Annotated in this window: 22 protein-coding genes; 11 read left to right on the top strand and 11 right to left on the bottom strand. The window is 71.8% G+C overall.

Annotated features, from left to right (window positions below; genetic code table 11):
• Positions 1 to 14: 14 nt before the first annotated feature.
• Complete coding sequence (locus ACIRQP_RS15820; protein WP_403889376.1) at positions 15 to 590, top strand: histidine phosphatase family protein; 576 nt, start codon at positions 15 to 17, stop codon at positions 588 to 590.
• Here ACIRQP_RS15820 and ACIRQP_RS15815 read toward each other — a convergent pair.
• Both ACIRQP_RS15815 and recQ read right to left on the bottom strand, forming a co-directional pair.
• Positions 535 to 1,446, bottom strand: a complete 912-nt coding sequence (locus ACIRQP_RS15815) for a hypothetical protein (RefSeq protein WP_403889373.1) — start codon at positions 1,444 to 1,446, stop codon at positions 535 to 537. The two genes, ACIRQP_RS15820 and ACIRQP_RS15815, sit on opposite strands and share 56 nt — an antisense overlap.
• A 44-nt stretch (positions 1,447 to 1,490) precedes the next feature.
• Positions 1,491 to 3,440: a DNA helicase RecQ gene (gene recQ, locus ACIRQP_RS15810; protein ID WP_403889370.1), complete on the bottom strand. Its 1,950-nt coding sequence runs from the start codon at positions 3,438 to 3,440 to the stop codon at positions 1,491 to 1,493.
• 143 nt (positions 3,441 to 3,583) lie between these two features.
• Here recQ and ACIRQP_RS15805 point away from each other — a divergent pair, with 143 nt between their 5' ends.
• Entirely contained in the window at positions 3,584 to 4,360 is a 777-nt protein-coding gene (locus ACIRQP_RS15805; RefSeq protein ID WP_403889367.1) for a VOC family protein, read from the top strand.
• A gap of 29 nt (positions 4,361 to 4,389) precedes the next feature.
• Here ACIRQP_RS15805 and ACIRQP_RS15800 read toward each other — a convergent pair whose 3' ends face one another.
• The 7 genes from ACIRQP_RS15800 to ACIRQP_RS15770 form a co-directional block, all read right to left on the bottom strand.
• Complete coding sequence (locus ACIRQP_RS15800; RefSeq protein ID WP_403889364.1) at positions 4,390 to 4,581, bottom strand: DUF1059 domain-containing protein; 192 nt, start codon at positions 4,579 to 4,581, stop codon at positions 4,390 to 4,392.
• A 147-nt stretch (positions 4,582 to 4,728) separates the two neighbouring features.
• On the bottom strand, positions 4,729 to 5,979 hold the full coding sequence (locus ACIRQP_RS15795) for an RNA polymerase sigma factor (protein WP_403889361.1): 1,251 nt from the start codon (positions 5,977 to 5,979) through the stop codon (positions 4,729 to 4,731).
• Between the two features lie 42 nt (positions 5,980 to 6,021).
• Complete coding sequence (locus ACIRQP_RS15790) at positions 6,022 to 6,378, bottom strand: YciI family protein (protein ID WP_403889358.1); 357 nt, start codon at positions 6,376 to 6,378, stop codon at positions 6,022 to 6,024.
• A gap of 160 nt (positions 6,379 to 6,538) precedes the next feature.
• Positions 6,539 to 6,901: a hypothetical protein gene (locus ACIRQP_RS15785; protein WP_403889355.1), complete on the bottom strand. Its 363-nt coding sequence runs from the start codon at positions 6,899 to 6,901 to the stop codon at positions 6,539 to 6,541.
• 85 nt (positions 6,902 to 6,986) lie between these two features.
• Positions 6,987 to 7,982 carry an ABC transporter ATP-binding protein gene (locus ACIRQP_RS15780; RefSeq protein WP_403889352.1) on the bottom strand — a complete coding sequence of 332 codons (996 nt, stop codon included), beginning with the start codon at positions 7,980 to 7,982 and terminating at the stop codon, positions 6,987 to 6,989.
• Positions 7,979 to 10,774, bottom strand: coding sequence for an ABC transporter permease (locus tag ACIRQP_RS15775; protein WP_403889349.1), 2,796 nt, complete (start codon positions 10,772 to 10,774; stop codon positions 7,979 to 7,981). The genes ACIRQP_RS15780 and ACIRQP_RS15775 overlap by 4 nt, the downstream gene beginning before the upstream one ends.
• A gap of 1 nt (position 10,775) precedes the next feature.
• Entirely contained in the window at positions 10,776 to 14,144 is a 3,369-nt protein-coding gene (locus ACIRQP_RS15770) for an FtsX-like permease family protein (protein WP_403889346.1), read from the bottom strand.
• A 147-nt stretch (positions 14,145 to 14,291) separates the two neighbouring features.
• On the opposite strand from ACIRQP_RS15770, the gene ACIRQP_RS15765 reads away from it, so the two are divergent.
• The 6 genes from ACIRQP_RS15765 (at position 14,292) to ACIRQP_RS15740 (ending at position 19,996) form a co-directional block, all read left to right on the top strand.
• Positions 14,292 to 15,023, top strand: coding sequence for an ABC transporter ATP-binding protein (locus tag ACIRQP_RS15765; RefSeq protein WP_403889343.1), 732 nt, complete (start codon positions 14,292 to 14,294; stop codon positions 15,021 to 15,023).
• Between the two features lie 126 nt (positions 15,024 to 15,149).
• Positions 15,150 to 16,187: an N-acetyl-gamma-glutamyl-phosphate reductase gene (argC, locus tag ACIRQP_RS15760; protein WP_403889340.1), complete on the top strand. Its 1,038-nt coding sequence runs from the start codon at positions 15,150 to 15,152 to the stop codon at positions 16,185 to 16,187.
• Positions 16,184 to 17,353, top strand: coding sequence for a bifunctional glutamate N-acetyltransferase/amino-acid acetyltransferase ArgJ (gene argJ / locus ACIRQP_RS15755; RefSeq protein WP_403889337.1), 1,170 nt, complete (start codon positions 16,184 to 16,186; stop codon positions 17,351 to 17,353). Before argC ends, argJ begins: the two co-directional genes overlap by 4 nt.
• Positions 17,350 to 18,255, top strand: coding sequence for an acetylglutamate kinase (gene argB, locus ACIRQP_RS15750; protein ID WP_403889334.1), 906 nt, complete (start codon positions 17,350 to 17,352; stop codon positions 18,253 to 18,255). The genes argJ and argB overlap by 4 nt, the downstream gene beginning before the upstream one ends.
• Positions 18,252 to 19,445, top strand: a complete 1,194-nt coding sequence (locus ACIRQP_RS15745) for an acetylornithine transaminase (RefSeq protein WP_403889331.1) — start codon at positions 18,252 to 18,254, stop codon at positions 19,443 to 19,445. Before argB ends, ACIRQP_RS15745 begins: the two co-directional genes overlap by 4 nt.
• Positions 19,446 to 19,459: 14 nt before the next feature.
• Positions 19,460 to 19,996 (top strand): arginine repressor, encoded by a 537-nt coding sequence (locus ACIRQP_RS15740; RefSeq protein ID WP_030355301.1) that lies wholly within the window; start codon positions 19,460 to 19,462, stop codon positions 19,994 to 19,996.
• 96 nt (positions 19,997 to 20,092) lie between these two features.
• Here ACIRQP_RS15740 and ACIRQP_RS15735 read toward each other — a convergent pair whose 3' ends face one another.
• Both ACIRQP_RS15735 and ACIRQP_RS15730 read right to left on the bottom strand, forming a co-directional pair.
• Positions 20,093 to 20,824, bottom strand: coding sequence for a L,D-transpeptidase (locus ACIRQP_RS15735; RefSeq protein WP_403889328.1), 732 nt, complete (start codon positions 20,822 to 20,824; stop codon positions 20,093 to 20,095).
• Positions 20,825 to 20,897: 73 nt separating this feature from the next.
• Positions 20,898 to 21,479 (bottom strand): pyridoxamine 5'-phosphate oxidase family protein, encoded by a 582-nt coding sequence (locus ACIRQP_RS15730; protein ID WP_403889325.1) that lies wholly within the window; start codon positions 21,477 to 21,479, stop codon positions 20,898 to 20,900.
• Between the two features lie 83 nt (positions 21,480 to 21,562).
• Between ACIRQP_RS15730 and ACIRQP_RS15725 the strand changes: the two genes are divergently transcribed.
• The 3 genes from ACIRQP_RS15725 to argH all read left to right on the top strand — a co-directional run bounded on the left by ACIRQP_RS15725 (position 21,563) and on the right by argH (position 24,728).
• Entirely contained in the window at positions 21,563 to 21,961 is a 399-nt protein-coding gene (locus ACIRQP_RS15725; protein WP_403889322.1) for a DUF488 domain-containing protein, read from the top strand.
• 62 nt (positions 21,962 to 22,023) lie between these two features.
• Complete coding sequence (locus ACIRQP_RS15720; RefSeq protein ID WP_249951089.1) at positions 22,024 to 23,217, top strand: argininosuccinate synthase; 1,194 nt, start codon at positions 22,024 to 22,026, stop codon at positions 23,215 to 23,217.
• A gap of 83 nt (positions 23,218 to 23,300) precedes the next feature.
• Positions 23,301 to 24,728, top strand: coding sequence for an argininosuccinate lyase (gene argH, locus ACIRQP_RS15715; RefSeq protein WP_403889318.1), 1,428 nt, complete (start codon positions 23,301 to 23,303; stop codon positions 24,726 to 24,728).
• Positions 24,729 to 24,742 lie beyond the last annotated feature (14 nt).

Genomic DNA, 24,742 nt, shown 5'->3' with positions numbered 1-24,742 from the left:
CCACGATCACGGCCATGAGTGTTCGGGTCACTTTGGTCGCCGCCGCGCGCAGCTCGGACCTGTACGACGAGCGCTTCGACGACGACCGCCCCCTTGACCGGGCCGGCTGGTACGAGATGCAGCGCGTCGCCCACGCCCTCGTCCCGCTGGCCGCCGCCGACCTCCGCTACTGCTCGCCGACGCTGCGCAGCCGTACCACCGGCGACGCGCTCGGCTACGCGCCGCTCGCGCAGCCCGCCCTGCGCGACTGCGACATGGGCCGCTGGCGCGGCTTCACCCTCTCCGAGGTGATGGCCCGCGAACCGGCCGCCGTCGACGCCTGGGTCGCCGACCCGCGCTCCGCCCCGCACGGCGGCGAGACGCTGCTGGCCTTCATCTCCCGGATAGGGGGCTGGCTGGACACCCGGCCCGCCGAGGACGTCGCCGCGATCGTGGCGGTCGCCGAACCGGCCGTCGTACGCGCGGCGCTGGTGTACGCGCTCAAGGCGCCGCCCCGCACGTACTGGTACGTGGATGTCCAGCCGCTGTCGACCGTCACCCTGACGGGCACCCCGGGCCGGTGGAGTCTGCGGCTGGACGGCATCGGCTGAGCAACACATCCTGGTGCCCCGGGGCCAGGACCGGTGGGGACGTGGCGTCGTCGGGCGGTGCCGGGAAGTCGGCGATGGCGAGGGCGACGTCGTCCCGGCAGTCGGCCTGTCCGCACTCGCAGGTGAAGGCGTGTACGGTCGTCCGCGCGTTGCCCGGGGACCACGGGCGCGCGAAGAACGCCTCGTGCTGAGCGACCGTGGCCCGGTTGGCGTACCGCAGCAGCCGCGCCCGCTCCCCGGCCGTCTCCGCCACCGGTCCCTCGTCCAGAGCCTCGGCGAAGATCTTCTCGACCGCCTCCACGGTCTCCTCGATCCCGCCGTCCCCATCGATCCCGCCGTCCCCGCCGATCCCGCCGTCCCCGTCGATCACCAGACTCCGGGCCCCGTACTCCGCCACCTCGGCCTCGATCTCGCCGACCAGCGACCGGTAGAGCGTGAGCGGCCCGGCGGAGAGCCCGCGCTCGCGCAGCCGGGCCCGCTGGACCTCGGCCGATGGCTGGAGCCAGACGGACGCGGCCGGCCCGCCGGGGATCGTCGCGACCACCGCCGGGGTGATCGGGGTGCCCTCGGCGATGATCAGCGGCGCGGCCGGCAGCGCGCGGAGATCGTCGACGATCATCCGCCCGCGCTCATGGTGCAGGGACATCGCGATCAGCTCCGCCTCGGGCACGGACCAGCGCTCGGCGCGCGGCAGCGCCTCGAACCGGATGGCCGCCGGGTGCCCGGCGGCGATCGCACGGTCGCGGTGCTCCCAGGTGTGGGCGTCGGCGTTGTACCAGCGCAGTCCGTGCCGCCGGGCGAGCAGCCGGGCCACGGTCGTCTTGCCGGCCGCCGGCGGCCCGCCGATCCAGAGCACGTGCGGCAGTGGCGGCTGTTGTGCGTGAGACGACTGCGGCAGGCTCATTCCGCCGTACCGACCGCCGTACCGAGCGTCTCCAGGATCTGCTGCCCGTACTTCGCCAGTTTGTTCTCGCCGACTCCGGTGACCGTGCCCAGCTCCGCCAGCGTCGAGGGCGCCAGCGTCGCGATCTCGCGCAGCGTCGCGTCATGGAAGATGACATACGCCGGTACGCCCTGCTCCTTCGCCGACGCCGCCCGCCAGGCGCGCAGCGTCTCGAACACCGGCACGGCCTCTTCCGGCAGATCGACGGGTGCGGACCGCTGCTTGGACGACTTCTCCGCGCGCGCCGGCCTGGCCGCCTTCTCGGGCTCGCGCCGCAGGACGACCGGGCGCCGCCCGCCCAGGACCTCACCGCTCTCGTCCGTGAGGACCAGCGTCCCGTAGTCGCCCTCGACGGCGATCAGCCCCTGCGCCAGCAGCTGCCGTGCCACGCTCCGCCACTCGGCCTCGCGCAGGTCCGTACCGATACCGAAGACGCTCAGCGCGTCATGGTCGAACTGGATGACCTTGGCCGTCTTCTTGCCCAGCAGGATGTCGGTGATCTGTCCCGCGCCGAACTTCTGGTTGCGCTCGCGCTTCAGCCTGACCACGGTCGACAGCAGCTTCTGCGCGGGGACCGTGCCGTCCCAGGACTCCGCGGGCGTCAGACACGTGTCGCAGTTGCCGCACGCGGTGCTGGACTGCCCGAAGTACGCGAGCAGCTGGACGCGCCGGCATTCGACGGTCTCGCACAGGGCGAGCATGGCGTCGACATGGGCGCCGAGCCGACGGCGGTGCGCGTCGTCGCCCTCGGAGGTCTCGATCATCTTGCGCTGCTGTACGACGTCCTGGAGTCCGTACGCCAGCCAGGCCGTGGACGGCAGTCCGTCACGGCCGGCGCGGCCGGTCTCCTGGTAGTAGCCCTCGACGGACTTCGGCAGATCGAGATGAGCCACGAACCGTACGTCCGGCTTGTCGATGCCCATGCCGAACGCGATCGTCGCGACCATCACCATCCCGTCCTCCCGCAGGAAGCGCGCCTGGTTCTCGGCGCGCGTACGGGTGTCGAGCCCCGCGTGGTACGGCAGCGCGTCGACGCCGTTCTTCACCAGGAACTCGGCGGTCTTCTCCACCGACGCCCGGGAGAGGCAGTAGACGATGCCCGCGTCGCCGGGGTGCTCGGCGCGCAGCAGCTGGAGAAGCTGCCGCTTCGGGTCGTTCTTCGGCGCGATGCGGTACTGGATGTTGGGCCGGTCGAAGCTGGCCACGAAGTGCCGCGCGTCCTGGAGGCCGAGCCGGGACGCGATCTCCGCGTGCGTGGCCTCGGTGGCCGTCGCGGTCAGCGCGATACGCGGCACATCGGGCCAGCGCTCGTGCAGCGAGGAGAGGGCGAGGTAGTCGGGGCGGAAGTCGTGTCCCCACTGGGCGACGCAGTGCGCCTCGTCGATGGCGAACAGCGAGATCGTGCCGCGCTCCAGCAGCCGTACGGTGGCCTCGACGCGCAGCCGCTCCGGCGCCAGATAGAGCAGATCCAGCTCCCCGGCGAGGAACTCGGCCTCGACGAGGCGCCGTTCGTCGAGATCCTGGGTGGAGTTGAGGAATCCGGCCCGTACGCCGAGCGCCCTCAGGGCGTCGACCTGGTCCTGCATGAGCGCGATGAGCGGTGATACGACGACCCCGACGCCCTTACGCACCAGGGAGGGGATCTGGTAGCAGAGCGACTTGCCGCCACCGGTGGGCATGAGCACGAGCGCGTCGCCGCCGGCGACCACATGCTCGATGATCTCCTGCTGGCTCCCTCGGAAGGAGTCGTATCCGAAGACGCGGCGCAGCACCTCAAGCGCCTCACTCGTTTCGGGATTCGTCTCATGACCCGTCTCATGACCCGTCTCGTGGTCCGTCTCAGGACTCGTCTCAGGACCTGCTTCAGGGCGCGTTTCGGAAGGGGTGCCGGTTTCCGGGGAGCTCATCCGCCGATTCTACGAGGGTCCGCCGACAACGATCCGGCCGATCGTGATCTCCGCTGTAGGACATGTTCTGACCTGCATCGCCTCTAGCGTCGGACACCCGGCCCGGAGCGGACCTCCGGGCGCGCAGCGATCAGGAGCGAACGATGAGCCATGTCACCCGGAATCAGCCGGCCGGTACCCCCACCTGGATCGACCTCGACGTGCCCGATGTCGAGCGCGCGAAGGAGTTCTACGGCGCGCTGTTCGGCTGGGAGTACGACGCGGGTGCGCCCGTCTACACGGTGTGTCGTCTGCACGGCCGGGCGGTGGCCGGATTCCGGCAGGTCCCCGATGCCGGGTCGCACACCACGGCCCACCCCGGCCTGTGGTGTGTGTACTTCGCGACCGACGACTGCGACGCCACCGTGAAGCGGATCGTCGACGCGGGGGGCACCCTGACGCGGAGCCCGCAGGAGATCGGGGACCAGGGCCGGCTGGCGCTCGCCGCGGACCCGTCCGGCGCCCGGTTCGGCCTCTGGCAGGGGCAGGCGCTCGTCGGCTGCGAGACCGTGAACGAGCCGGGCAGTCTCGTACGCAACGACCTGACGAGCCCGGATCCGGGACCGGCGCGGGAGTTCTACCCGGCCGTCTTCGATTTCACCCTGGACGGCAACGACGATCTCCCCGGCGCGGACTTCACGTTCCTGCGCCGCCCCGACGGTCATGAGATCGGCGGCATCATGGGGACCCCGGAGGCGCCGGCCGACGCGTGGCAGACCCTTTTCGAGGTCGCCGACGCGGACGCCGCGGCGGAGCGGGCCGTGGCGGCGGGCGGCACCGCGGGCGTCCCCTCGGACACGATCTACGTACGGATGGTGAAGATCACCGATCCCTTCGGCAATGTCTTCGAGGTGGGCGCCCGGCCCGTGCAGACGCCGTAGGCCCCTGCCCGGGGCCGGGCCGGCCGGCCTCAGGCGTGCTGCGCCATCTCGTCCTTGAGCGCGGAGCGGATCTGCTCACGCAGCTCCGGGCTGCTCTTGTGGCCGTGCATGGACACAGCGTGCTCGCTGGCGGCGCGGACCACTTCTTCCTCCTCGCCGGAGATGGCGAGGGTGCAATTCGTCTCGCTCGGGAAATCCCGGCAGTCGGCTACCTTGCGCATGATGTACCTCCTTGTGTTAGTTTCCTCCTTTTTGCCCTGTTGGGGCCATGCGGGACATCCCGTACGGCCCCGACAGGGACCGGCCAGGGCCCGGCAAGGGGACCGGCGCGTGGCCTCGTGGTGGAAGACCGCCCGCGCCCAGGGGGTTCACTCCGGGGCGGAAGCGGCTCGGGCGGCCCGTTCCAGGAGCAGTCCGCGCTCACGTGCGTTACGGGTCAGGGACGCCGCCCGCTCGAACTCCGCCTGTGCCTCGTCCCCCCGCCCCAGGCGTTCCAGCAGATCTCCCCGGACGCTCGGCAGCAGGTGATAGTCCTTGAGGGCCGGTCCTTCCGCCAGGGCGTCCACCAGCTTCAGCCCGGCCGCGGGGCCCTCCGCCATCGAGACGGCGACCGCTCGGTTCAGCTCCACCACCGGGGACGGCGTCAGCGCCATCAGCCGGCCGTACAGCGCCGCGATCGCCGTCCAGTCCGTGTCCTCGTAGCGCACCGCCCGCGCGTGGCACGCGGCGATCGCGGCCTGGACGGAGTACGGGCCGTGGCCCGCGCGCCGCAGGGACTCCACGCCGCGGAGGATGAGCATGCGGTTCCACTTGTGGCGGTTCTGGTCCGCGAGCAGCACCGGCTCGCCGTCGGGGCCCGTGCGGGCGGCGATGCGCGAGGTCTGGAGCTCCAGGAGCGCGGCCAGGCCGTGGACCTCGGGTTCCTCGGGCATCAGCCCCGCCAGGACGCGCGCCAGACGCAGCGCGTCCTCGCACAGAGCCGGGCGTACGAGATCGTCCCCGGCCGTCGCGGAGTAGCCCTCGTTGAAGACGAGGTAGATGACTTCAAGTACCGACGAGACACGGGCGGCCCGGTCGGCGGCGCCCGGGACCTCGAAGGGGACCCCGGCCTTGGCGAGTGCCCGTTTCGCACGGACGATGCGCTGGGCCACCGTCGGCTCCGGGGCCAGGAACGCGCGGGCGATCTCCTCCGTCGTCAGCCCGCCCAGCAGACGCAGCGTGAGCGCGACCCGGGCCTCCGTCGACAGCACGGGATGGCAGGCGGTGAAGATCAGCCGCAGCAGATCGTCGTCGATGTCGTCCTCACCCCTGGGCTCGGGCGGCGGCGCCACGTCCTCCAGCGCCCTGCCGACCTCCGCCAGCTTGCGCGCGTACGTTTCCTTGCGGCGTACGAGATCGATGGCGCGGTGCTTGGCGGTGGCCATGAGCCAGGCGCCCGGCCTGTCCGGGACGCCCGACTCCGGCCACTGCTCCAGCGCGGCGACCAGAGCATCCTGCGCGAGTTCCTCGGCGATGCCCACGTCCCGCACGATGCGGGCGACACCCGCGATGATCCGCGCGGACTCGATCCTGAATACCGCTTCGACCGTTTCGGTCGCGCTTGCTGATGTCACGACCACCCATCAGAGCAGTCGTGCCGGAACGCGGCAAGCGCGGCCCGGTCAGCCCTCGGCGATCTCCCGGACCTCGACGGTGATGGTCCAGTTCTCCGGGTGGACCTCAAGGAACCGCTTCGCCCATTCCAGGGCCTCCGCCTTGTCCTCGCAGCGGGTGAGGGAGTAGCCGCCGACGACTTCCTTGCTCTCGGTGAAGGGGCCGTCGGTGTAGCCGAGCTTGCCGTCGGACCAGGTGATCCGGGTGCCCTCGGACGTCGGGGTGAGTCCGGCCGTCTCCAGCATGACCCCGGCCTTGGTGATCTCCTCGAACAGTGCGGCCATCCGCGCATCGAACTCGGGGTCGGGGCCCTCCGCGGGGGTATTCCGCTCGTCGATGCGGACCATCGTCAGAAAACGCGGCATGGTGACTCCTCGGTCGGGAGGGCGGGGGCTTTCCTCGCCTCTCACACCCTTGCGTCGAACGGGATACGGCCGGATCGACAGCTCCTCCGGAAATCTTCCAGGATTTTTCCGGGACGTGCAGTCCTCGGCCGGTCCCGCCCACGAGAGGTGGGAGTCTCCGTCACATGAAGCCGACGATGCGCGGCGGCGCGAACAGATGGCGGGCCCGGTGCTCCAGGATCATCTCTTCGCGGATCCGCCTGCCCGACGTGTCCGACACACACCGCTCGCACGACGGATCGACCGCGGGCACCTCCGAAGTGTGCTCGGCGGCGATGTGCTGGGCGAGCCGGATCTGTGTCGTCACCACCGAGTCGAAGGGGTCGTAATCCACCCCCGGCCCACCCGCCGCCCGCGCCGCTTCCACCACTTCGGGCGCGCGCTTCATCGCCTTGTACAGCCTGTTGCACTCGTGGCAGCTCCACATCCAGGAAGGAGGCAGCGGCCACTCCTCCTCAGGGCGGGGTGCGTCCTTGGCGTCCATGCCGGTCACCGTAGCGACAGCCCCACGGCGGACGCAGCGGTTCGGTACAACCTCACCCGTGCGGGTGCCCACCGCTGCCCGGGACCTACTTCTCGCCCGCGTCGTCGGGCCAGACCCCGATGTGGTCCTGCTCCAGCTCCAGCATCACGCGGTGTTCCATGCCCAGTGCCGTGGCGTACTCCGCGGGCAGCTGGAGCCGTCCGGCCCGGTCGAGCATCGCGTACTCCCGGGCCACCACCGATTCCCGGCCCTCCGCGTCGACCTCCGTGCGGCGCAGGACCTCCGACGACGTACGGCCGTCACGGATCGCGACCGTACGGCGGACCTCGTCCGCGACGCTCTGGTCGTGGGTGACGATCACGATCGTCGTGCCCAGCTCCTCGTTGGCCCGGCGGAAGGCCGCGAAGACCTGCTCACCCGTCGCCGAGTCCAGCTCACCGGTCGGTTCGTCGGCGAGCAGGACGGAGGGGGAGTTGGCGAGAGCGACGGCGATCGCGACGCGCTGCTGCTGGCCGCCGGACAGCTGGTGCGGGCGGCGGTCGCCGCAGTCGGCCACCCCCAGCATCGCCAGGAGCTCCGCCGCGCGCTCGCCCTTCCGCCTCGGACCTCCCCGGCCGGCGCGTCCCCGCAGCTGCATCGGCAGCGCCACATTCTGGGATGCCGTCAGGTAGGGGAGGAGATTGCGGGCCGTCTGCTGCCAGACGAAACCGACCACATGACGGCGGTAGTCGAGCCGGGCCCTGGCGTCCATCGTGAGCAGATCACGGCCCGCGACCTCGGCCGCGCCCGCCGTGGGGACGTCCAGGCCCGCGAGGATGTTCATCAGCGTCGACTTGCCGCTGCCGGAAGCGCCGACCAGGGCCATCAACTCGCCCTCCTGGACAGTGAGATCAAGCCCCTGGAGGGCCTGCACCTCCACTCCGTCCGTGGTGAAGATACGCACCAGCCGGTCGCAGGCGATCAGCGCGTCATGGCCGTACGAGGGACGGCCGCCGCGCGCGGCCGCGCGTCGCTCCAGCTCCGCGAGGGTCGGCCGCGAGCCAGGAGTTCCGGCCGCCGGATCGGTCGTCGTGTCGGTCATCGCGTGTCTCCTGCTCTGAGTTCGGTGATTGATCCGCGCCGCCCCGCCCACCAGGCCTGGCCGAGAGCCACGGCCCCCGTCAGCACGACCACGCCGGCCGCGGGCAGCGCGAGAGTCCACACGTCGGTACGCAGCGACACCCCGACCGCCGGCGTGAGACCGGAAGCGGCGGTCAGGGCGAGACGTCCCAGGTCGACACCGGGAGCGAGCAACTGGATGGTGGCCCAGGCGACGAGGATGCCGCCCCCGGCGGCGAGCAGCGCCTGGGGCAGGGCCTCAAGGCCGAGCAACTGACGGCTCTGGCGGGTCGTCAGCCCCATGGTGCGCAGCCTGGCCAGCAGTGCGGCCCGTTCCCGCGCCGATTGCAGCAGCGAGAGCAGCAGGGCGATGACGGCGTAGGCCGCGCCCGCGGCCACGGCGGTGGCATAGATCCGTTCGGCACCCGACTGGAGCGGTGAACCGGTCAGTGCCGCTCGTTCCTCGCTCCGCAGCCACACCTCGACCTCCTGCTCGGGGCCGGCGCCGAGCGCGGCCCGCAGCACCGACGCGTTCATCCCCTCGCCCGTGGCCAGCAGTGTCGTCGGATCGGCGTGTTTCAGGCCCTTACGGTCGACCAGCAGGAACTCGGAGCGGGGGGCGGCCGGCGTTTGGGTCCGAACGGCTGTGATCCGTACGGTGACCTCCCCGGCCGGCGAGCTGATCCGGCGGGGCGCGGTACCGAGCCGCTCGGCGAGACCCGGTGAGGCGACGGCGTTGAGCACGCCGCCCGCGCTCTTCAACGCATCGGCGGGGAAGGTCCCGAAATCCAGCTGCCGGGCCAGCCGCGTGTACGACTCCGGCTCGACCCCGATGAGGGTGAGCGGCTTCGGCGGCGCTGTGCCGGCGCCCTCGCCGCGCGCGAGCTCCGCCGTCGACTCGACGCGTACGGCCGTCGTGTCCCGTACGCCCGCCACTTTCCGCGCCGCCCGTTCCGCCCCCGTCGGCAGTGGTGTGGCGTCTCTGGGGGTCGAGACCCGGGCGTCGGCGCCGACTGCCAGCAGCGCGGCCCGGTCTCGTGCCTCCGTGACCCCGGACAACACCGAGCCACCGAACGCCGCCGTCGTCAGCGCGATGAGCAGCGCCAGCAGCGGCAGCGTCCCCGTCACCGACGACCGCCCCGCGCGGGCCAGCGACAGGAAACCGATCGCGCCGCGCAGCCGCGCGGCCGGACGGGCCGCCCACCGCAGGGGCAGCGGATACAGCCGTACGAGCACGAGCGCGGCGATCAGCGCGACGAGCACCGGAGCCGCGCTCACCAGCAGATCACCGGTGCCGGAGGTGCCGCGACGGCGCAAGGTGACCACGGAGGCGACGGCGATGACCAGCAGGGTCAGTTCGGCGACGGTCCGCTGTCTGCCGGGCCTCGCCCGGGTGAGGTCGTCGCGGTCGCCGTGCGCCTGTGGCCGCCGGTGCTGGAAGACGGCCCGCACCGGCAGGGTGGCGCAGCCGAGCAGCGCCACGGCGCTCGCGCCGTACACGGCGGGCAGCAGACGTGCCTCGTCCACCGCGACCAGGGCCAGTAGCAGACCGGCCCCGGACGCGGGCAGCGCGATCACGGCGGTCTCGGCGAGGAGCCGTCCGCCGATGCCGCGCAGGGAGCCGCCGCGGGAGCGCAGAAGGGCGAGTTCGTCGGTGCGGCGCGCGGCGATCAGACCACCGGCCATCGCGAGCACGACGGCGGCGACGGAGCCGATTCCGAAGGCCGCGACGACGACGATGCGGGTGATCGCCTCACGTGTCGCGACATGGGAGCCGATCACCGTCTCCAGCCCGGTGCTCAGGACCGCGGTGCCGCCGGCGATCTCACGCATCTTCAGCAGTTCGGGTCCGCCTTCGAGGGAGGCGATCCGCTGGAGGAGTGCCGGTGCGTCCCGCGCGGTCAGCTCTTCGCCGGTGGGCGCGAGACGCCAGTACCTCTCCGGCATCGACTGGGTGCCGAGGAGGGCGGGCCCGGCGTCGGGTGCCAGCAGGAGACCCGCCTCCCAGCGGCTCTGCGGCGGGCGGGTCGGCATGGCGGTCAGCCCGGGAGTGCGCAGGACCGGCTCGACGGACCAGTAACTGCCCCGCGGATCGCGGGGTTCGATGATCCCGGTGATCCGTACGGCCAGATCCGTGGACCCGGTGGAGTCACTCAGATGGATCACCGAGCCGACCCGCAGCCGCAGATCACGGGCGGTCGCCGAGGTCACGGCGGCCTCCAGCTCCTTCGTCCGTGCCGTGACCCGCCCATCGGCGGCGGGCAGCCGCCCTTCGCGCACGGTCGCGTGAGCGGCCAGTCCCGACTGCGCGGCCAGCGTGAAGCCGGGAGGATACACATCGGGACGCGGCAGCCAGCTGTCCTGGCCGATGAGGACTTCGGAGGTCCGTACCCCGTAGGCAGATTCCGCCGCGTCCACCCGCAGCGGTGCGGGCAGACTCGCCTGCGCCTTGCGGTGGACGGCCGAGAGCGCGGCCGACCGCATCTCCTCCTCGCGGGAGGGCAGCGGATTCTCCAGTCCGGGCTGGGGCGCCGTCAGCTCCAGCACCGTCGTGCTCGGGGGCGCCGTGCCGATCTCCCGCCGCAGTCCCCCCGTCTCGTAGGCATCGACGGCCCGTGGGAGCGCGGCGGCGAGGAACGCCGTGATCAGCACGAGCAGCCCGAAGGCCACGGCCGCTCCGGGGGCCGTCCGCAACCTCGTCCGTACCCATGGCGCGACCGCGCGCACGGTGCGTTCCGGGCGCTTCGTACGTCCATCTACCGGCCCGCGTGTCATCTCAGTTGTCCCCCTGGTGGCGAAGCGAGCCGGCGGGATCGGCGCGCCGGGCGGCGATGGCCGCGGTGATCAGCAGGGGCACGGCGGCGACACCCACGAGGAACAGGGCGACCTGGGACACCGGGAGCTCCACCAGCACCCGGGGAACCGGCTGGGCGGCCTGCGGGGTCAGTACGACCAGCGGTACCACGGCCCGGGTCAGCAGCGTCCCGAGCACCGCACCGGCGAACAGGCCGATGCCGATCAGCAGCCCCTGTTTCGTCGCGACCAGACGGGCGAGACTCCGGCGCGACGCCCCGAGGGCACGCAGGACGGCGAGTTCGGCGGACTGCTCCCGCAGGGATCCGACGGCGCTCACCGCGAAACCCACCGCGGCCAGCGCGGCGGCGGCCACCGCGACGGCCATCAGCGCCGAGCGGGGCCCGCTGCCGAGCGGATCGTCCGACAGACCGGCCGCGACCTCGTCGCGTACGAGTACCTGGCCGGGCGTGCTGTCCGGGCGGGCCCGCAGGGCGGACGCCACGTCCGTGGACGTGCCGGGGGCGGTGCTCAGCCACCACTCGTTGGGGGCGAGAGCGTCGCTCGCGCGGTCTGCCAGCACCGCGTTGACGGCCCGCAGATCGATGAGCAGCGCACCGCCGTCCGCCGCGTCACTCCCACCCGTGGTCTCCGGTCCGGCGCCGCTCCCGGTTCCCGAGACCGCCGCGCTCCCGGTCGTCGGCAGTTCCCGTACGGCCTTCACGATCGTCACCCGAAGCCGATCCCCGGACAGAGTCAGATCGATGCTCTCCCCGAGCCCGGCCCCCGACGCGCGCAGGAAGCCGTCCGTGGCGACGGCCGGGATCCGCTCCTGGGCGGTGGCGCGTGCGACATCGAGCCGTACGGAGAGATAGCCGCCGCTCTCGCCCGCACTCCCCGTGGTGTACGAGACGGTCAGCGGCGCGGTGGGCGACGCGGCCGGGCTCAGGGCCGTGGGCGCGCCCTCCTCCTCGTTCTCCGTCACGCTCGCGCTGCCCCGCCAGCGCACCTCGCCGGGTACGGACACGGGGCGTTCGGCGCCGTCGGGGCCCGTGGCCAGCAGCCGCTCGACGGTCAGCCGGTGCCGCTCGGATCCCTCGGCCGGGGCTTCCCCGCCGAGTTGGAACCCGGTCACGCCGAGCGGCCCGGCGGGGGCGCCGCGCGCGCCCGGTGTGGTCATGTCGAGATCGACGACGACCCGGTGGACGCGGCCGTCGACGGGCACGTTCCCGGCGCTGAGCCGGTAGGGAATGCCGTAACGGTCCTCGACCATGACCTGGAGCACGGGCGCGAACCCGGAGGCGGCCCGGTCCGGCGCCACCTCCTCATGCGCGATACGCACATCGAGGGCGAGCCGGCGGGTGTCGTCGGGCAGCGGGACCACAGCCCGCGGCGGGGTCTTCCGAGGCGCCACCGCCCGCAGCAGCCCCTCCGCCGGCTCATCGGCGAGATCGCCGCGCATCAGCATCCGCTCGTCGGCATGCGCCGTGTCCAGCGCGAGCACCGTCGCCGTACGGCCGCCTGACAGATCCGTGACCGTACGGTGGGCGGGCGCCGACTGCCGTACCCCCGGCAGTGACCCGTACAGGCCGGCCTGACCGGGGCCGGCGGGTCTGCTGTCCAGCACCCGTACCGAAGCACCCGTACCGAAGTCGGCCTGGTCGCGCTGGGACCGGTCCCAGGACGCGCTCTGGCCGATCGCGAGCATGCCCATCGCCACGGCCAGAACCAGCAGCAGTACGGGGCCGGCGCCGCGCAGCGCCCCGCGGCTGAAATGCCAGCCCGCCAGCGCGGCCGACAGACCGCGGCCGCTCGCGGCCCGCCGCTCCGCGAGCCGCGCCGCGGGAGGCAGCAGCCGCAGCGTGAGCACGGTGCCGGCGAGCAGCGCCAGCGCGGGCGCCATGACCATCAGCGGGTCGACGCCCAGCACGCCCTCGCGGTCGCCGCTGAGCGCTCCACCGCCGGACGTCCGGGTCTGCTGGTCCAGCTGCCAGTAGGCCACCGCCGCGATCAGCAGCAGCCCGACGTCCGCCCCGGCGCGTACGGGGCCGGGCAGCGCGGCGGCGCGGCCACGCCGTGTCCCGGCGGACGCGCCGGACGCCGCGGCCAGCGCGGGGGACACGACCGCCGCCGCGCAGCAGACGGCGACCGCCGCCGAGACGAGCCACACCGGTCCGGCCGCGATGTCGCCGAACCGCCATCCGGCGCCGTTGTCCAGCGCGGAGCGCCGTACGAACAAGCCGGTCAGCGGACCCGACAGCAGCGGGGCGCAGAGGGCGGCCGGGGCCGCGAGCAGGAGTGCCTCCACCACCGCGAGAGCGGCGAGCCGGCGGCGCGAGGCACCGCGCGCCCGCAGCAGAGCGGTCTCGCCCGCCCGCTCCGCGCCGAGGACCCGGGCGACCAGCAGCAGCGCGTACCCGGCCAGCAGGAGCAGTTGGAGGGCGACGATCAGCAGCGTGGACCGGGACACCAGCAGCGCACGCTCGGTACGGTCCAGCAGGGACGGCAGCGCGGTGCTCACGGTCGTGCTGTCCCCGAGCGCCGGGTCCTCGCGCAGGAGCGCGGGAGCGCGCGCGGACGCGGAGCGCAGCGCGCTGATCCGGTCGGTGGTGACGCTCCGGTAGTCGGCGGTGGCCACCCAGGCGCTGTTGCCACGGGAGACGAGTCCTGAGGCGAGGACGGCCGGGTCCGTGAGCAGCGGACCGTAGGTGGTGAAGTCGACGTCACGGACTCCGCGCCCGCCGAGCGTGTCCAGCTGCCAGTACGGATCGACGGGGTCGGTGGCCTTGTAGACGCCGGTGACCCGGACGGTCAGCCGGGTGCCGGCCAGCCGGTCGGTGAGCGCGACGCGTGCTCCCGCGCGAAACTTCAGCTGCGTGGCGGCGACTTCGGGCACGGCGACGGGTATGGCGCCGTCGACGGCTTCCCGTCCGGAGCCCGGCCACGCGCCCGACACCAGCGTGAGCCGGGAACGGTCCAGTGCGGCGAAGTGGGTCAGGTCGGGCTTGTCCTCGGGGGCGCCGGACGCCTGGAGGGACGCGGGGAGCGCGTACGTTCCCGAACGTTCGAGCTTCCGCAGTGTCACGGGCAGCCCGTCGAAGGCCTGCCGCGCGCCCCGAACCGCCGCCTCCTGGGCGGCGTCGCTCCGTTCCCGCGGAATGTCCGCGCTGATGACGAGCACGGCGGACGCGGCGCCGCGGTCGCGCAGCGTCTCCCGCAGCGCCGTGTCCGCGAGCGAACCGGAGAACGACGTGAGGGCGGCGAGCACGCAGGTGGTCAGCACCACCGCGAGCAGCGCGGCCGCCAGGAGCAGCCGGTGCCCGACCGCGCGCAGAAATATGAAGCCCGCCACCCGTTCCCCCGTCCGCTGTACACGCCAGTTGAAATGGCTTTGTATCAGGAAACCGCACGCAATCGAAAAGAAGTTCGTTGCCGTTGCCCGCCCGAAGGACGTCCGCACATATTGTGGCCGGACCGATCACGCACGGGGGGCACACCCATGACAGAGCACAGCAGCACCCGGGCCGGAGCCGCCGTCCTGGGCGAGCGGTCCGGCGGGCCCATGGTCAGGGCGGAGAACCTGCACCGGTCCTACGGCACCGGTCCCGCGGCCGTCCACGCGCTGCGCGGTGCCTCCCTCGACGTCGCGCGCGGCGAACTGGTCGCCCTCAAGGGCCGCTCCGGCGCCGGCAAGACCACGCTGCTCAATCTGGTCGGCGGTCTGGACTCCCCGGACCGCGGACGGGTCGTCATCGACGGCACCGACCTCGCCGAGCTGGGCGAGAACGGGCTGCTGGAACTACGCCGCGACCGCATCGGCTTCATCTTCCAGTCCTTCGGTCTGATCCCCATCCTCAGCGCGGCGGAGAACGTGGGCGTACCGCTGCGGCTGCGCAGGGCCGACCCGCGTGAGCGCGAGGAGCGGGTGGCGCTGCTGCTCTCTCTCGTGGGCCTCACCGATCACGCGGCGCAGCGTCCCGGCGAACTCTCCGGCGGCCAGCAGCAGCGCGTCGCCATCGCCCGCGCCCTCGCCAACCGGCCGGCGCTGCTGATCGCGGACGAGCCGACGGGGCAGTTGGACGCCCAGACCGGCCTCGCGGTGATGGAACTGCTGCGCACCGTGGTGCACAGCGAGGGCGTCGCCGCGCTCGTCGCCACGCACGACCCCCAGTTGCTCGATCTGGCCGACCGGGTGGTGGAACTGAGCGACGGCGAGATCATGGAAACCTGAGGCCCCGCCGCCGCGGCCTGTCCGTCGGCCCTCCTGGCTGTCCGCTGTCCGCCGGCCCTCCTGATAGTCATTGCATAAAGCTGCGACGGAACGTATAGTCATGCCATCGCTGAGGAGGGTTTTTCGATGGCTGTACGTACGGTGCGTGCCGCGGTGGCGGGAGCGAGTGGGTATGCGGGCGGGGAGCTGCTCCGTCTGCTTCTCGGCCACCCCGGGATCGAGATCGGAGCCCTCACCGGCAACTCCAACGCGGGACAGCGGCTCGGCGGGCTGCAGCCGCATCTGCTGCCGCTGGCCGACCGGGTGCTGGCGGAGACCACGCCCGAGGTGCTCGACGGGCACGAGGTCGTCTTCCTGGCGCTGCCGCACGGCCAGTCCGCGGCCGTCGCCGAGCGGCTCGGTGACGAGGTGCTCGTGGTCGACATGGGCGCCGACTTCCGGCTGAAGGACGCGGCCGACTGGGAGCGGTTCTACGGGGCCGCCCACGCCGGGACCTGGCCGTACGGCCTTCCCGAGCTGCCGGGTGCCCGCGCCGCGCTGGAGGGGTCCAAGCGCGTCGCGGTGCCCGGCTGCTATCCCACCGCCGTCTCGCTCGCGCTCTTCCCGGCGTACGCGGCGGGGCTGGCCGAGCCCGAGGCCGTGATCACCGCCGCGTCCGGCACCTCGGGCGCGGGCAAGGCGGCCAAGCCGCATCTGCTCGGCTCCGAGGTCATGGGCTCCATGAGCCCGTACGGCGTCGGCGGCGGACACCGGCACACCCCCGAGATCATCCAGAACCTGAGCGAGGCCGCGGGGGAGCGCGTCACCGTCTCCTTCACGCCCACCCTCGCCCCGATGCCCCGCGGCATCCTCGCCACCTGCTCCGCCAGGGCGAAGCCCGGCACCACGGCGCAGGAGGTCCGGGCCGCGTACGAGAAGGCCCTCGCGGACGAGCCCTTCGTCCGGCTGCTCCCCGAGGGGCAGTGGCCCGCCACGGCGTCCGTCTACGGTTCCAACGCCGTACAGATCCAGGTCACGTACGACGAGTACGCGGGCCGCATCATCGCGATCAGCGCCATCGACAACCTCACCAAGGGCACTGCCGGCGGCGCGGTGCAGAGCATGAACATCGCCCTCGGACTCCCCGAGGACACCGGACTTTCCACGATCGGAGTGGCACCTTGAGCGTCACCGCAGCGAAGGGATTCACGGCAGCGGGCATCGCCGCCGGAATCAAGGAGAACGGCGGCCCGGACCTGGCCCTCGTGGTCAACAACGGTCCGCGCCGCGCCGCCGCGGGCGTCTTCACCTCCAACCGTGTCAAGGCCGCCCCCGTCCTCTGGTCCGAGCAGGTCCTCAAGGGCGGCGCGGTGACCGCTGTCGTCCTCAACTCCGGTGGTGCCAACGCCTGTACGGGACCGAAGGGCTTCCAGGACACCCATGCCACCGCCGAGAAGGCCGCCGAGGTCCTCGGCGGGTACGGCGCGGACGGCCACAGCGCCGGTGAGATCGCCGTCGCCTCCACCGGGCTGATCGGCCTGCCGCTCCCCATGGACAAGCTGCTCCCCGGCATCGAGAAGGCCGCCACCGAGCTCTCCGCGCACGGCGGGGAGAAGGCCGCCATCGCCATCAAGACCACCGACACGGTGCACAAGACGGCGGTGGTCCAGGGGGACGGCTGGACGGTCGGCGGCATGGCCAAGGGCGCGGGCATGCTCGCTCCCGGCCTCGCCACCATGCTCGTGGTCCTCACCACCGACGCCGACATCGAGGCGCCGGCCCTGGACACCGCGCTGCGCGCCGCCACCCGTACCACCTTCGACCGTGTCGACTCCGACGGCTGCATGTCCACCAACGACACCGTGCTGCTGCTCTCCTCCGGCGCGTCCGGGGTGACGCCCGGCCACGAGGAGTTCGCCGAGGCGGTCCGTACGGTCTGCGCCGATCTGGCGCGCCAGCTGATCGGTGACGCGGAGGGCGCCTCCAAGGACATCCGTATCGAGGTGATCAACGCGGCGACCGAGGACGACGCCGTCGAGGTGGGCCGCTCCATCGCCCGTAACAACCTCCTCAAGTGCGCCATCCACGGCGAGGACCCCAACTGGGGCCGGGTGCTCTCCGCCATCGGCACCACGGGCGCCGTCTTCGAGCCCGACCGGCTCAATGTCGCCATCAACGATGTGTGGGTCTGCGAGAACGGCTCTGTCGGAGAGGACCGCGACCTCGTCGACATGCGGTACCGCGAGGTACGGATCACCGCCGACCTGGCCGCGGGCACCGACTCCGCGGTCATCTGGGCCAACGACCTCACCGCCGAGTACGTCCACGAGAACAGCGCGTACAGCTCATGACCGCCCGTAAGCACACCGCGCTGCCCAAGGCGCAGATCCTCATCGAGGCGCTGCCCTGGCTCACCCGGCACAACGGCAAGACCGTCGTCATCAAGTTCGGCGGCAACGCCATGATCGACGAGGAGCTGAAGGCGGCGTTCGCGCAGGACGTCGTCTTCCTGCGGCAGGCCGGCCTCAAGCCGGTCGTCGTGCACGGCGGCGGTCCGCAGATCAGCGCCCAGCTCGACCGGCACGGTCTGGTCAGCGAGTTCAAGGCCGGGCTGCGGGTCACCACCCCCGAGGCGATGGACGTCGTACGGATGGTCCTGGCCGGGCAGGTCCAGCGCGAGCTGGTCGGACTGCTCAACCAGCACGGCCCGCTCGCCGTCGGGATGACCGGCGAGGACGCGCACACCATCTCCGCGACCCGGCACCGGCCACGGATCGACGGAGAGCTGGTCGACATCGGCCGGGTCGGCGAGATCACCGCGATCAACACGGGCGCCATCGAAGCGCTGTTGGCGGACGGCCGGATCCCGGTCATCTCCTCCATCGCGCGCAGCGCCGACGACGGCCATGTCTACAACGTCAACGCCGACACCGCCGCCGCCGCGCTCGCCGCCGCGCTGGGTGCCGAGACGCTGATGGTCCTCACCGATGTCGAGGGGCTGTACGAGGACTGGCCGAACAGCGACGACGTGATCAGCCGGCTCACGGCCACCGAGCTGGAGAAGCTGCTGCCCGAGCTGTCCAGCGGCATGGTGCCGAAGATGGAGGGGTGTCTGTTCGCCGTACGCAACGGTGTCACGACCGCGCGCGTCCTGGACGGCCGGGTCCCGCACGCGATCCTGCTGGAGATCTTCACCGACGAGGGCATCGGCACGATGGTCGTGCCCGACGGACAGGAAGGGGCCGCGAAGTGACCGGCAACGAGGAGCTCGCGCGGCGCTGGCGCAGCGTCATGGCGGACAACTACGGTACGCCGAAGCTGTCTCTCGTCCACGGTGAGGGCGCCAGGGTCCGGGACGCGGACGGCGTCGAGTACACCGACTTCGTCGGCGGCATCGCGGTCAACGCCCTCGGCCACGCGCACCCCGCCGTCGTCGAGGCCGTCTCCCGTCAGATCGCGTCCCTCGGTCATGTCTCCAACCTCTTCATCGCCGAGCCGCCGGTCGCGCTCGCCGAGCGGCTGATCCAGCTCTTCGGCCGCCCCGGCCGGGTCTTCTTCTGCAACTCCGGCGCGGAGGCGAACGAAGCGGCCTTCAAGATCGGCCGTCTGACGTGCCGTCAGCACATGGTCGCCACCGACGGCGGCTTCCACGGCCGCACCATGGGCGCGCTGGCCCTCACCGGCCAGCCCGCGAAGCAGGAACCCTTCCGGCCGCTCCCCGGTGACGTCACCCATGTCCCGTACGGGGACGCCGAGGCGCTGCGCGCCGCGGTCACCGAACAGACGGCCCTCGTGATCATCGAGCCGATCCAGGGCGAGAACGGCGTGGTCGTCCCGCCCAAGGGCTATCTGGAGGCGGCCAGGGAGATCACCCGCGCCACCGGCACGCTCCTGGTCCTGGACGAGGTCCAGACGGGCGTCGGCAGGACGGGGCACTGGTTCGAGTACCAGGCGCACCAGGGCGTCGAGCCCGATGTCGTCACCCTCGCCAAGGGGCTCGGCGGCGGTCTGCCGCTCGGCGCGACCATCGCTTTCGGGGAGGCGGCCGAGCTGCTCCGGCCCGGCCAGCACGGTACGACGTTCGGCGGCAACCCGGTCGCCTGCGCCGCCGGACTCGCCGTACTCGACACGCTCGCGGCCGGCGGACTCCTGGACCAGGTGAAGCGGCTCGGCGAGAAACTGCGGAACGGTATCGAGGGTCTCGGCCATCCGCTGGTCTCCCACGTCCGCGGCTCGGGCCTGCTCCTGGGTATCGTGCTCACCGAGCCACTCGCGCCCCAGCTGCAACAGGCGGCTCAGAGTGCCGGGTTCCTCGTGAACGTGCCCGCTCCGGACGTCGTACGGCTGATGCCTCCGCTGATCATCGGCGACACCGAGGTGGACGCGTTCCTGGGGGCGCTGCCCGGCATTCTCGACGCCGCCAACGGGGATGGACGATCCTGAGAAACGAGACGACGATGACCGAGGCCCAGGACACCGAGCACGGCGGGCAGTCCGTGCCGCAGACCAGAACCGCCCGCCACCGCAGGATCGTCGACATCCTCAACCGGCAGCCGGTGCGCTCCCAGAGCCAGCTGGCGAAGGTGCTCGCGGACGACGGGCTGAGCGTCACACAGGCGACGCTCTCCCGGGACCTGGACGAACTGGGCGCGGTCAAGATCCGCAACACCGGCGGCGAGTTGATCTACGCGGTCCCGAGCGAGGGCGGCTTCCGTACCCCGCACGCCCCGCTCGGGGAGTCGGCGAAGGAGGAGCGGATGCGCCGGCTCGCCGGTGAACTGCTCATCTCCGCCGAGGCGTCGGCCAATCTCGTCGTCCTGCGTACGCCGCCGGGCGCGGCCCAGTTCCTCGCCTCGGCCATCGACCAGGCCGAGTTGAGCGACATCCTGGGCACCATCGCGGGGGACGACACCCTGATGCTGATCAGCCGCGACCCGGCGGGCGGCCAGGCGCTCGCGGACCATCTGCTGAAGCTGGCCCAGAACGACCGCTGAGCGCGGGGGACTCCGGCGCCCGGTCGTAGCTCCCGGCGCTACGGATGTGAGGTGGGGAGAGTCCGGCGGAGGGCCCGGAGAACAGCCGGGGGCCGGTCAGGAGGCGCTCTCGGCGGCCCTCACGGAGGTGATCGCCGTCGGCCCCGAGGACGTGCCGATCGCGATATGCGGACGGTGGCCCGGATCGGCCCAGGCCAGAACGGCGCTCATCGCGTCGGCCGGTACGGAGACACAGCCGGCGGTCGCGCCCTCGCCGTTGACATGCAGAAAGATCCCGGCGCCCCGGCCACGCACCGGCCGGTCGTAGTTGAAGCCGATCACCAGAGCGAGGTCGTACTGGGACGGGTAGTCGGCCAGATGCTCGGATTCCGTGGCCCGGCAGTCCGACGGCAGCCCCTCCACCCAGCGGTTGTACGCCCGCGACTCATTGTCCTGGCACCACCAGGACCTCTCCGTCACCGGACGGTAGCCGACGCTCGTCCCGTTCGGCGCGGGCGCGAGGCCGAACGCGAACGGCAGGTCGTACAGCCCGGTCGGGGTGGTCGAGGTGTTCTGCTTACGCGACCGGCCCTCGGTCAGTCCGCCCGCCCCGAAGCGGGCCTTGGCGGAGCCGGCCGCCACCCACCGCGTGCCGCGCCGGTCCCACCACGTCACCCGGCCGGTGGTCGCACCGCGCTCCGGGGCCTCGGCGGTGATCAGCTGGCTGCCGCCGCCGGTGTCCGCCATGCGCTCCGGAAGCGGCACACCCGCGGACGGGGCGCCGGGGGACGCGGCCGTGAGCGAGATGACGGTGAGCAGGACGGAACCGAGTACGAGAGCGATGCGCATGCCCGGACCGTACGCCGCCGGGCCGGCGGTGGCCCTCTCCGCTGCTCCGAACGGCGTATCGCCGTACGTTCGGTCAGTCCGCGCGCGCCGGGAGCGGCAGCGGCAGCGCCGGCAGCCCGTCCAGGCTCACCCCGACATGGTCCTTCTGCTCGCAGTACGCGGCGAACTCCTCGTCCGACTTCCGGCCGAGGTGCTCGGCGTGCTGGGTGCGCTCCTCGCGGTAGTCCATGAAGGGGACGGCGAAACCGCAGGCGTCACTGACGCGCTCGGCGTGGATCACGACGATCGCGCGGGCGCCGGGCCCGTCGGCGTCCGCGAAGAGGTGGATGTACGCGCCCCAGCGCGGGTCGTCCCGGAAGACCGGCTCCCCGCGTCCGTGCACCCGCAGTACCTTGGGCGTTCCGGTGAACGCGCACCACATCAGAGTGATGCGGCCGTTCTCCCGCAGATGCGCGATGGTCTCGGCGCCGCTGCCGCCGAAGTCCAGATAGGCGAGGGTCAGGTCGTCGATCACGACGAGGGTCCCGGCCCGCCCCTTTGGCGAGAGATTGACATGTCCGTCGTCCGTGAGCGGCGCGGTAGCGGTGAAGAAGACGGGCTGTTCCTCGATGAAGGTCCTGATCCTGCCGTCGATCCGTTCGTAGCGCTTGGCCATGTTCTGGATTATCGACGCCGAGGGCCCGGAAGGAAGACCGTTCCCAACGGGTGGGACGGCCCGGACGGCCGCACGATGGAACGATGACGAAGGGGCAGAGGACGAAGCGCGGCACCGAGGGACACGAGGTACGCGTGCGCCGGGTGTACGAGGCGCCGGAGCCCGGTGACGGGACCCGGGTACTGGTGGACCGGCTCTGGCCGCGCGGACTGGCCAAGAGCGAGGCCGTACTGGACGAGTGGCTGAAGGACGCCGCGCCCTCCGCGGAGCTGCGGAAGTGGTACGGACACGATCCGGCGCGGTTCGAGGAATTCGCCGGCCGGTATGCCGCCGAGCTCACCGGGGCCGGGCCTGAGCGGGCCCTCGTCCGGCTCCGTGAACTGGCCGCCGAGGACACGCTCACCCTGCTCACGGCCACCAAGGACACGCGGTACAGCCATGCCCTGCTGCTCGCCGCGGCGGTCCGCGGGGAAGCACGTTGACAAAACAATACGGTGCATCGCATAGTTATACCTGTCAGTGATTGCACCGTAAGGAGAAACCCGTGACCGAGCGCGTCGTACTCGCCTACTCGGGCGGCCTGGACACCTCCGTCGCCATCGGCTGGATCGCCGAGGAGACGGGCGCCGAGGTCATCGCCGTTGCCGTGGACGTCGGCCAGGGCGGCGAGGACCTGGACGTCATCCGCAAGCGCGCGCTCGCCTGCGGTGCCGTCGAAGCCGAGGTCGCGGACGCGAAGGACGAGTTCGCCGAGGAGTACTGCCTCCCGGCGATCAAGGCCAACGCCCTCTACATGGACCGCTACCCGCTGGTCTCCGCGCTCTCCCGGCCGACGATCGTCAAGCACCTCGTCGCCGCCGCGAAGAAGCACAACGCCGGGACCGTCGCCCACGGCTGCACGGGCAAGGGCAACGACCAGGTGCGGTTCGAGGCCGGTATCACCGCGCTCGGCCCGGATCTGAAGTGCATCGCGCCGGTCCGCGACTACGCGATGACCCGCGACAAGGCGATCGCCTTCTGCGAGGAGAAGAACCTCCCGATCGCGACCACCAAGAAGTCCCCGTACTCCATCGACCAGAACGTCTTCGGACGGGCCGTCGAGACGGGCTTCCTGGAGGACATCTGGAATGGTCCGATCGAGGACGTGTACGAGTACACCTCGAACCCGGCCACGCCCCGCGAGGCCGACGAGGTCATCATCTCCTTCAAGGAGGGCGTGCCCGTCGCCATCGACGGCAAGCCCGTCACCGTCCTCCAGGCGATCCAGCAGCTCAACGAGCGAGCCGGCGCCCAGGGCATCGGCCGGATCGACATGGTCGAGGACCGGCTCGTCGGCATCAAGTCCCGCGAGATCTACGAGGCTCCCGGCGCCATCGCGCTGATCACCGCCCACCAGGAGCTGGAGAACGTCACCGTCGAGCGCGAGCTGGCCCGCTACAAGCGGCAGGTCGAGCAGCGCTGGGGCGAGATCGTCTACGACGGCCTGTGGTTCTCCCCGCTCAAGCGCGCCCTGGACGGCTTCATCAACGAGGCCAACCAGCATGTCACCGGCGACATCCGGATGACCCTGCACGGCGGCCGGGCCGTCGTCACCGGCCGGAAGTCGGACGAGTCGCTGTACGACTTCAACCTCGCCACGTACGACTCGGGCGACACCTTCGACCAGTCCAAGGCGCAGGGCTTCATCGAGATCTTCGGCCTCTCGTCGAAGATCGCCGCACGGCGTGACCTCGCCTGACCCGAAGCGTTTGACAGTCCGCCTCCCCGTTCCTCCGCGGCGGGGAGGCGGTCGCACTTCCCGATCCCTTCTGAGGAGCAGCAGTGAGCAGCAGCAACGGTGATGTCCGGCTCTGGGGCGGCCGGTTCGCCGACGGACCGTCGGACGCGCTGGCAGCCCTGTCCGCGTCCGTCCACTTCGACTGGCGGCTGGCGCCGTACGACATCGCCGGCTCCCGCGCCCACGCCCGCGTGCTGCACAAGGCCGGGCTGCTCACCGTCGACGAGCTGACCCGCATGCTGGCCGGTCTCGACCAGCTGGAGGCCGATGTGACCGACGGCTCGTTCACCGGCACCGTCGCCGACGAGGACGTCCACACCGCGCTGGAGCGCGGGCTGCTGGAGCGGCTCGGCGCCGACCTGGGCGGGAAGCTGCGCGCCGGGCGGTCCCGTAACGACCAGATCGCCACGCTCTTCCGGATGTACCTCCGCGACCACGCCCGGATCATCGGCGGACTGATCGCGGACCTCCAGGACGCGCTGGTCGGTCTCGCCGAGGCCCACCCGGACGCCGCGATGCCCGGCCGTACGCACCTCCAGCACGCGCAGCCCGTCCTCTTCGCCCACCATGTGCTGGCGCATGTGCAGTCGCTGTCCCGGGACGCGGAGCGGCTGCGGCAGTGGGACAAGCGCACGGCGGTCTCCCCGTACGGCTCCGGCGCGCTGGCGGGATCCTCGCTCGGGCTCGACCCCGAGGCGGTCGCCGCCGACCTCGGCTTCGAGCGCGGCTCGGTCGGGAACTCCATCGACGGCACGGCCTCCCGTGACTTCGTCGCGGAGTTCGCCTTCGTCACCGCGATGATCGGCGTCAATCTGTCGCGGATCGCCGAGGAGATCATTCTCTGGAACACGAAGGAGTTCTCCTTCGTCACCCTCCACGACGCCTTCTCCACCGGCTCCTCGATCATGCCGCAGAAGAAGAACCCGGACATCGCCGAGCTGGCGCGCGGCAAGTCCGGCCGGCTGATCGGTAATCTGACCGGGCTGCTGGCCACGCTGAAGGCACTGCCGCTCGCGTACAACCGCGATCTCCAGGAGGACAAGGAGCCGGTCTTCGACTCCTGCGACCAGCTGGAGGTCCTGCTGCCCGCCTTCACCGGCATGCTGGCGACGCTCACCGTCAACCGGGAGCGGATGGCGGAGCTGGCACCGGCCGGCTTCTCGCTCGCCACGGACATCGCCGAATGGCTGGTCAGGCAGGGCGTGCCGTTCCGGGTGGCGCACGAGGTCGCGGGGGAGTGCGTCACGGAGTGCGAGACGCTCGGTATCGAGCTGGCCGAGCTGACCGACGAGCAGTTCGCGAAGATCTCCGAGCACCTCACCCCCGATGTGCGGACGGTGCTCAATGTGCCGGGCGCGCTGGCCTCCCGCAACGGCCGGGGCGGTACGGCCCCGTCGGCCGTCGCCGTCCAGCTCTCCGAGGTCAAGGCCGATCTGGTGATACAGCACGCCTGGGCCGACGCCAAGAAGTGACCACCGCCGAGAAG

The organism is Streptomyces sp. NPDC102274 (assembly GCF_044766385.1).
In the GTDB taxonomy this organism is placed as follows: Bacteria; Actinomycetota; Actinomycetes; order Streptomycetales; family Streptomycetaceae; genus Streptomyces.
This window is presented reverse-complemented; position numbering and strand designations above follow the sequence as displayed.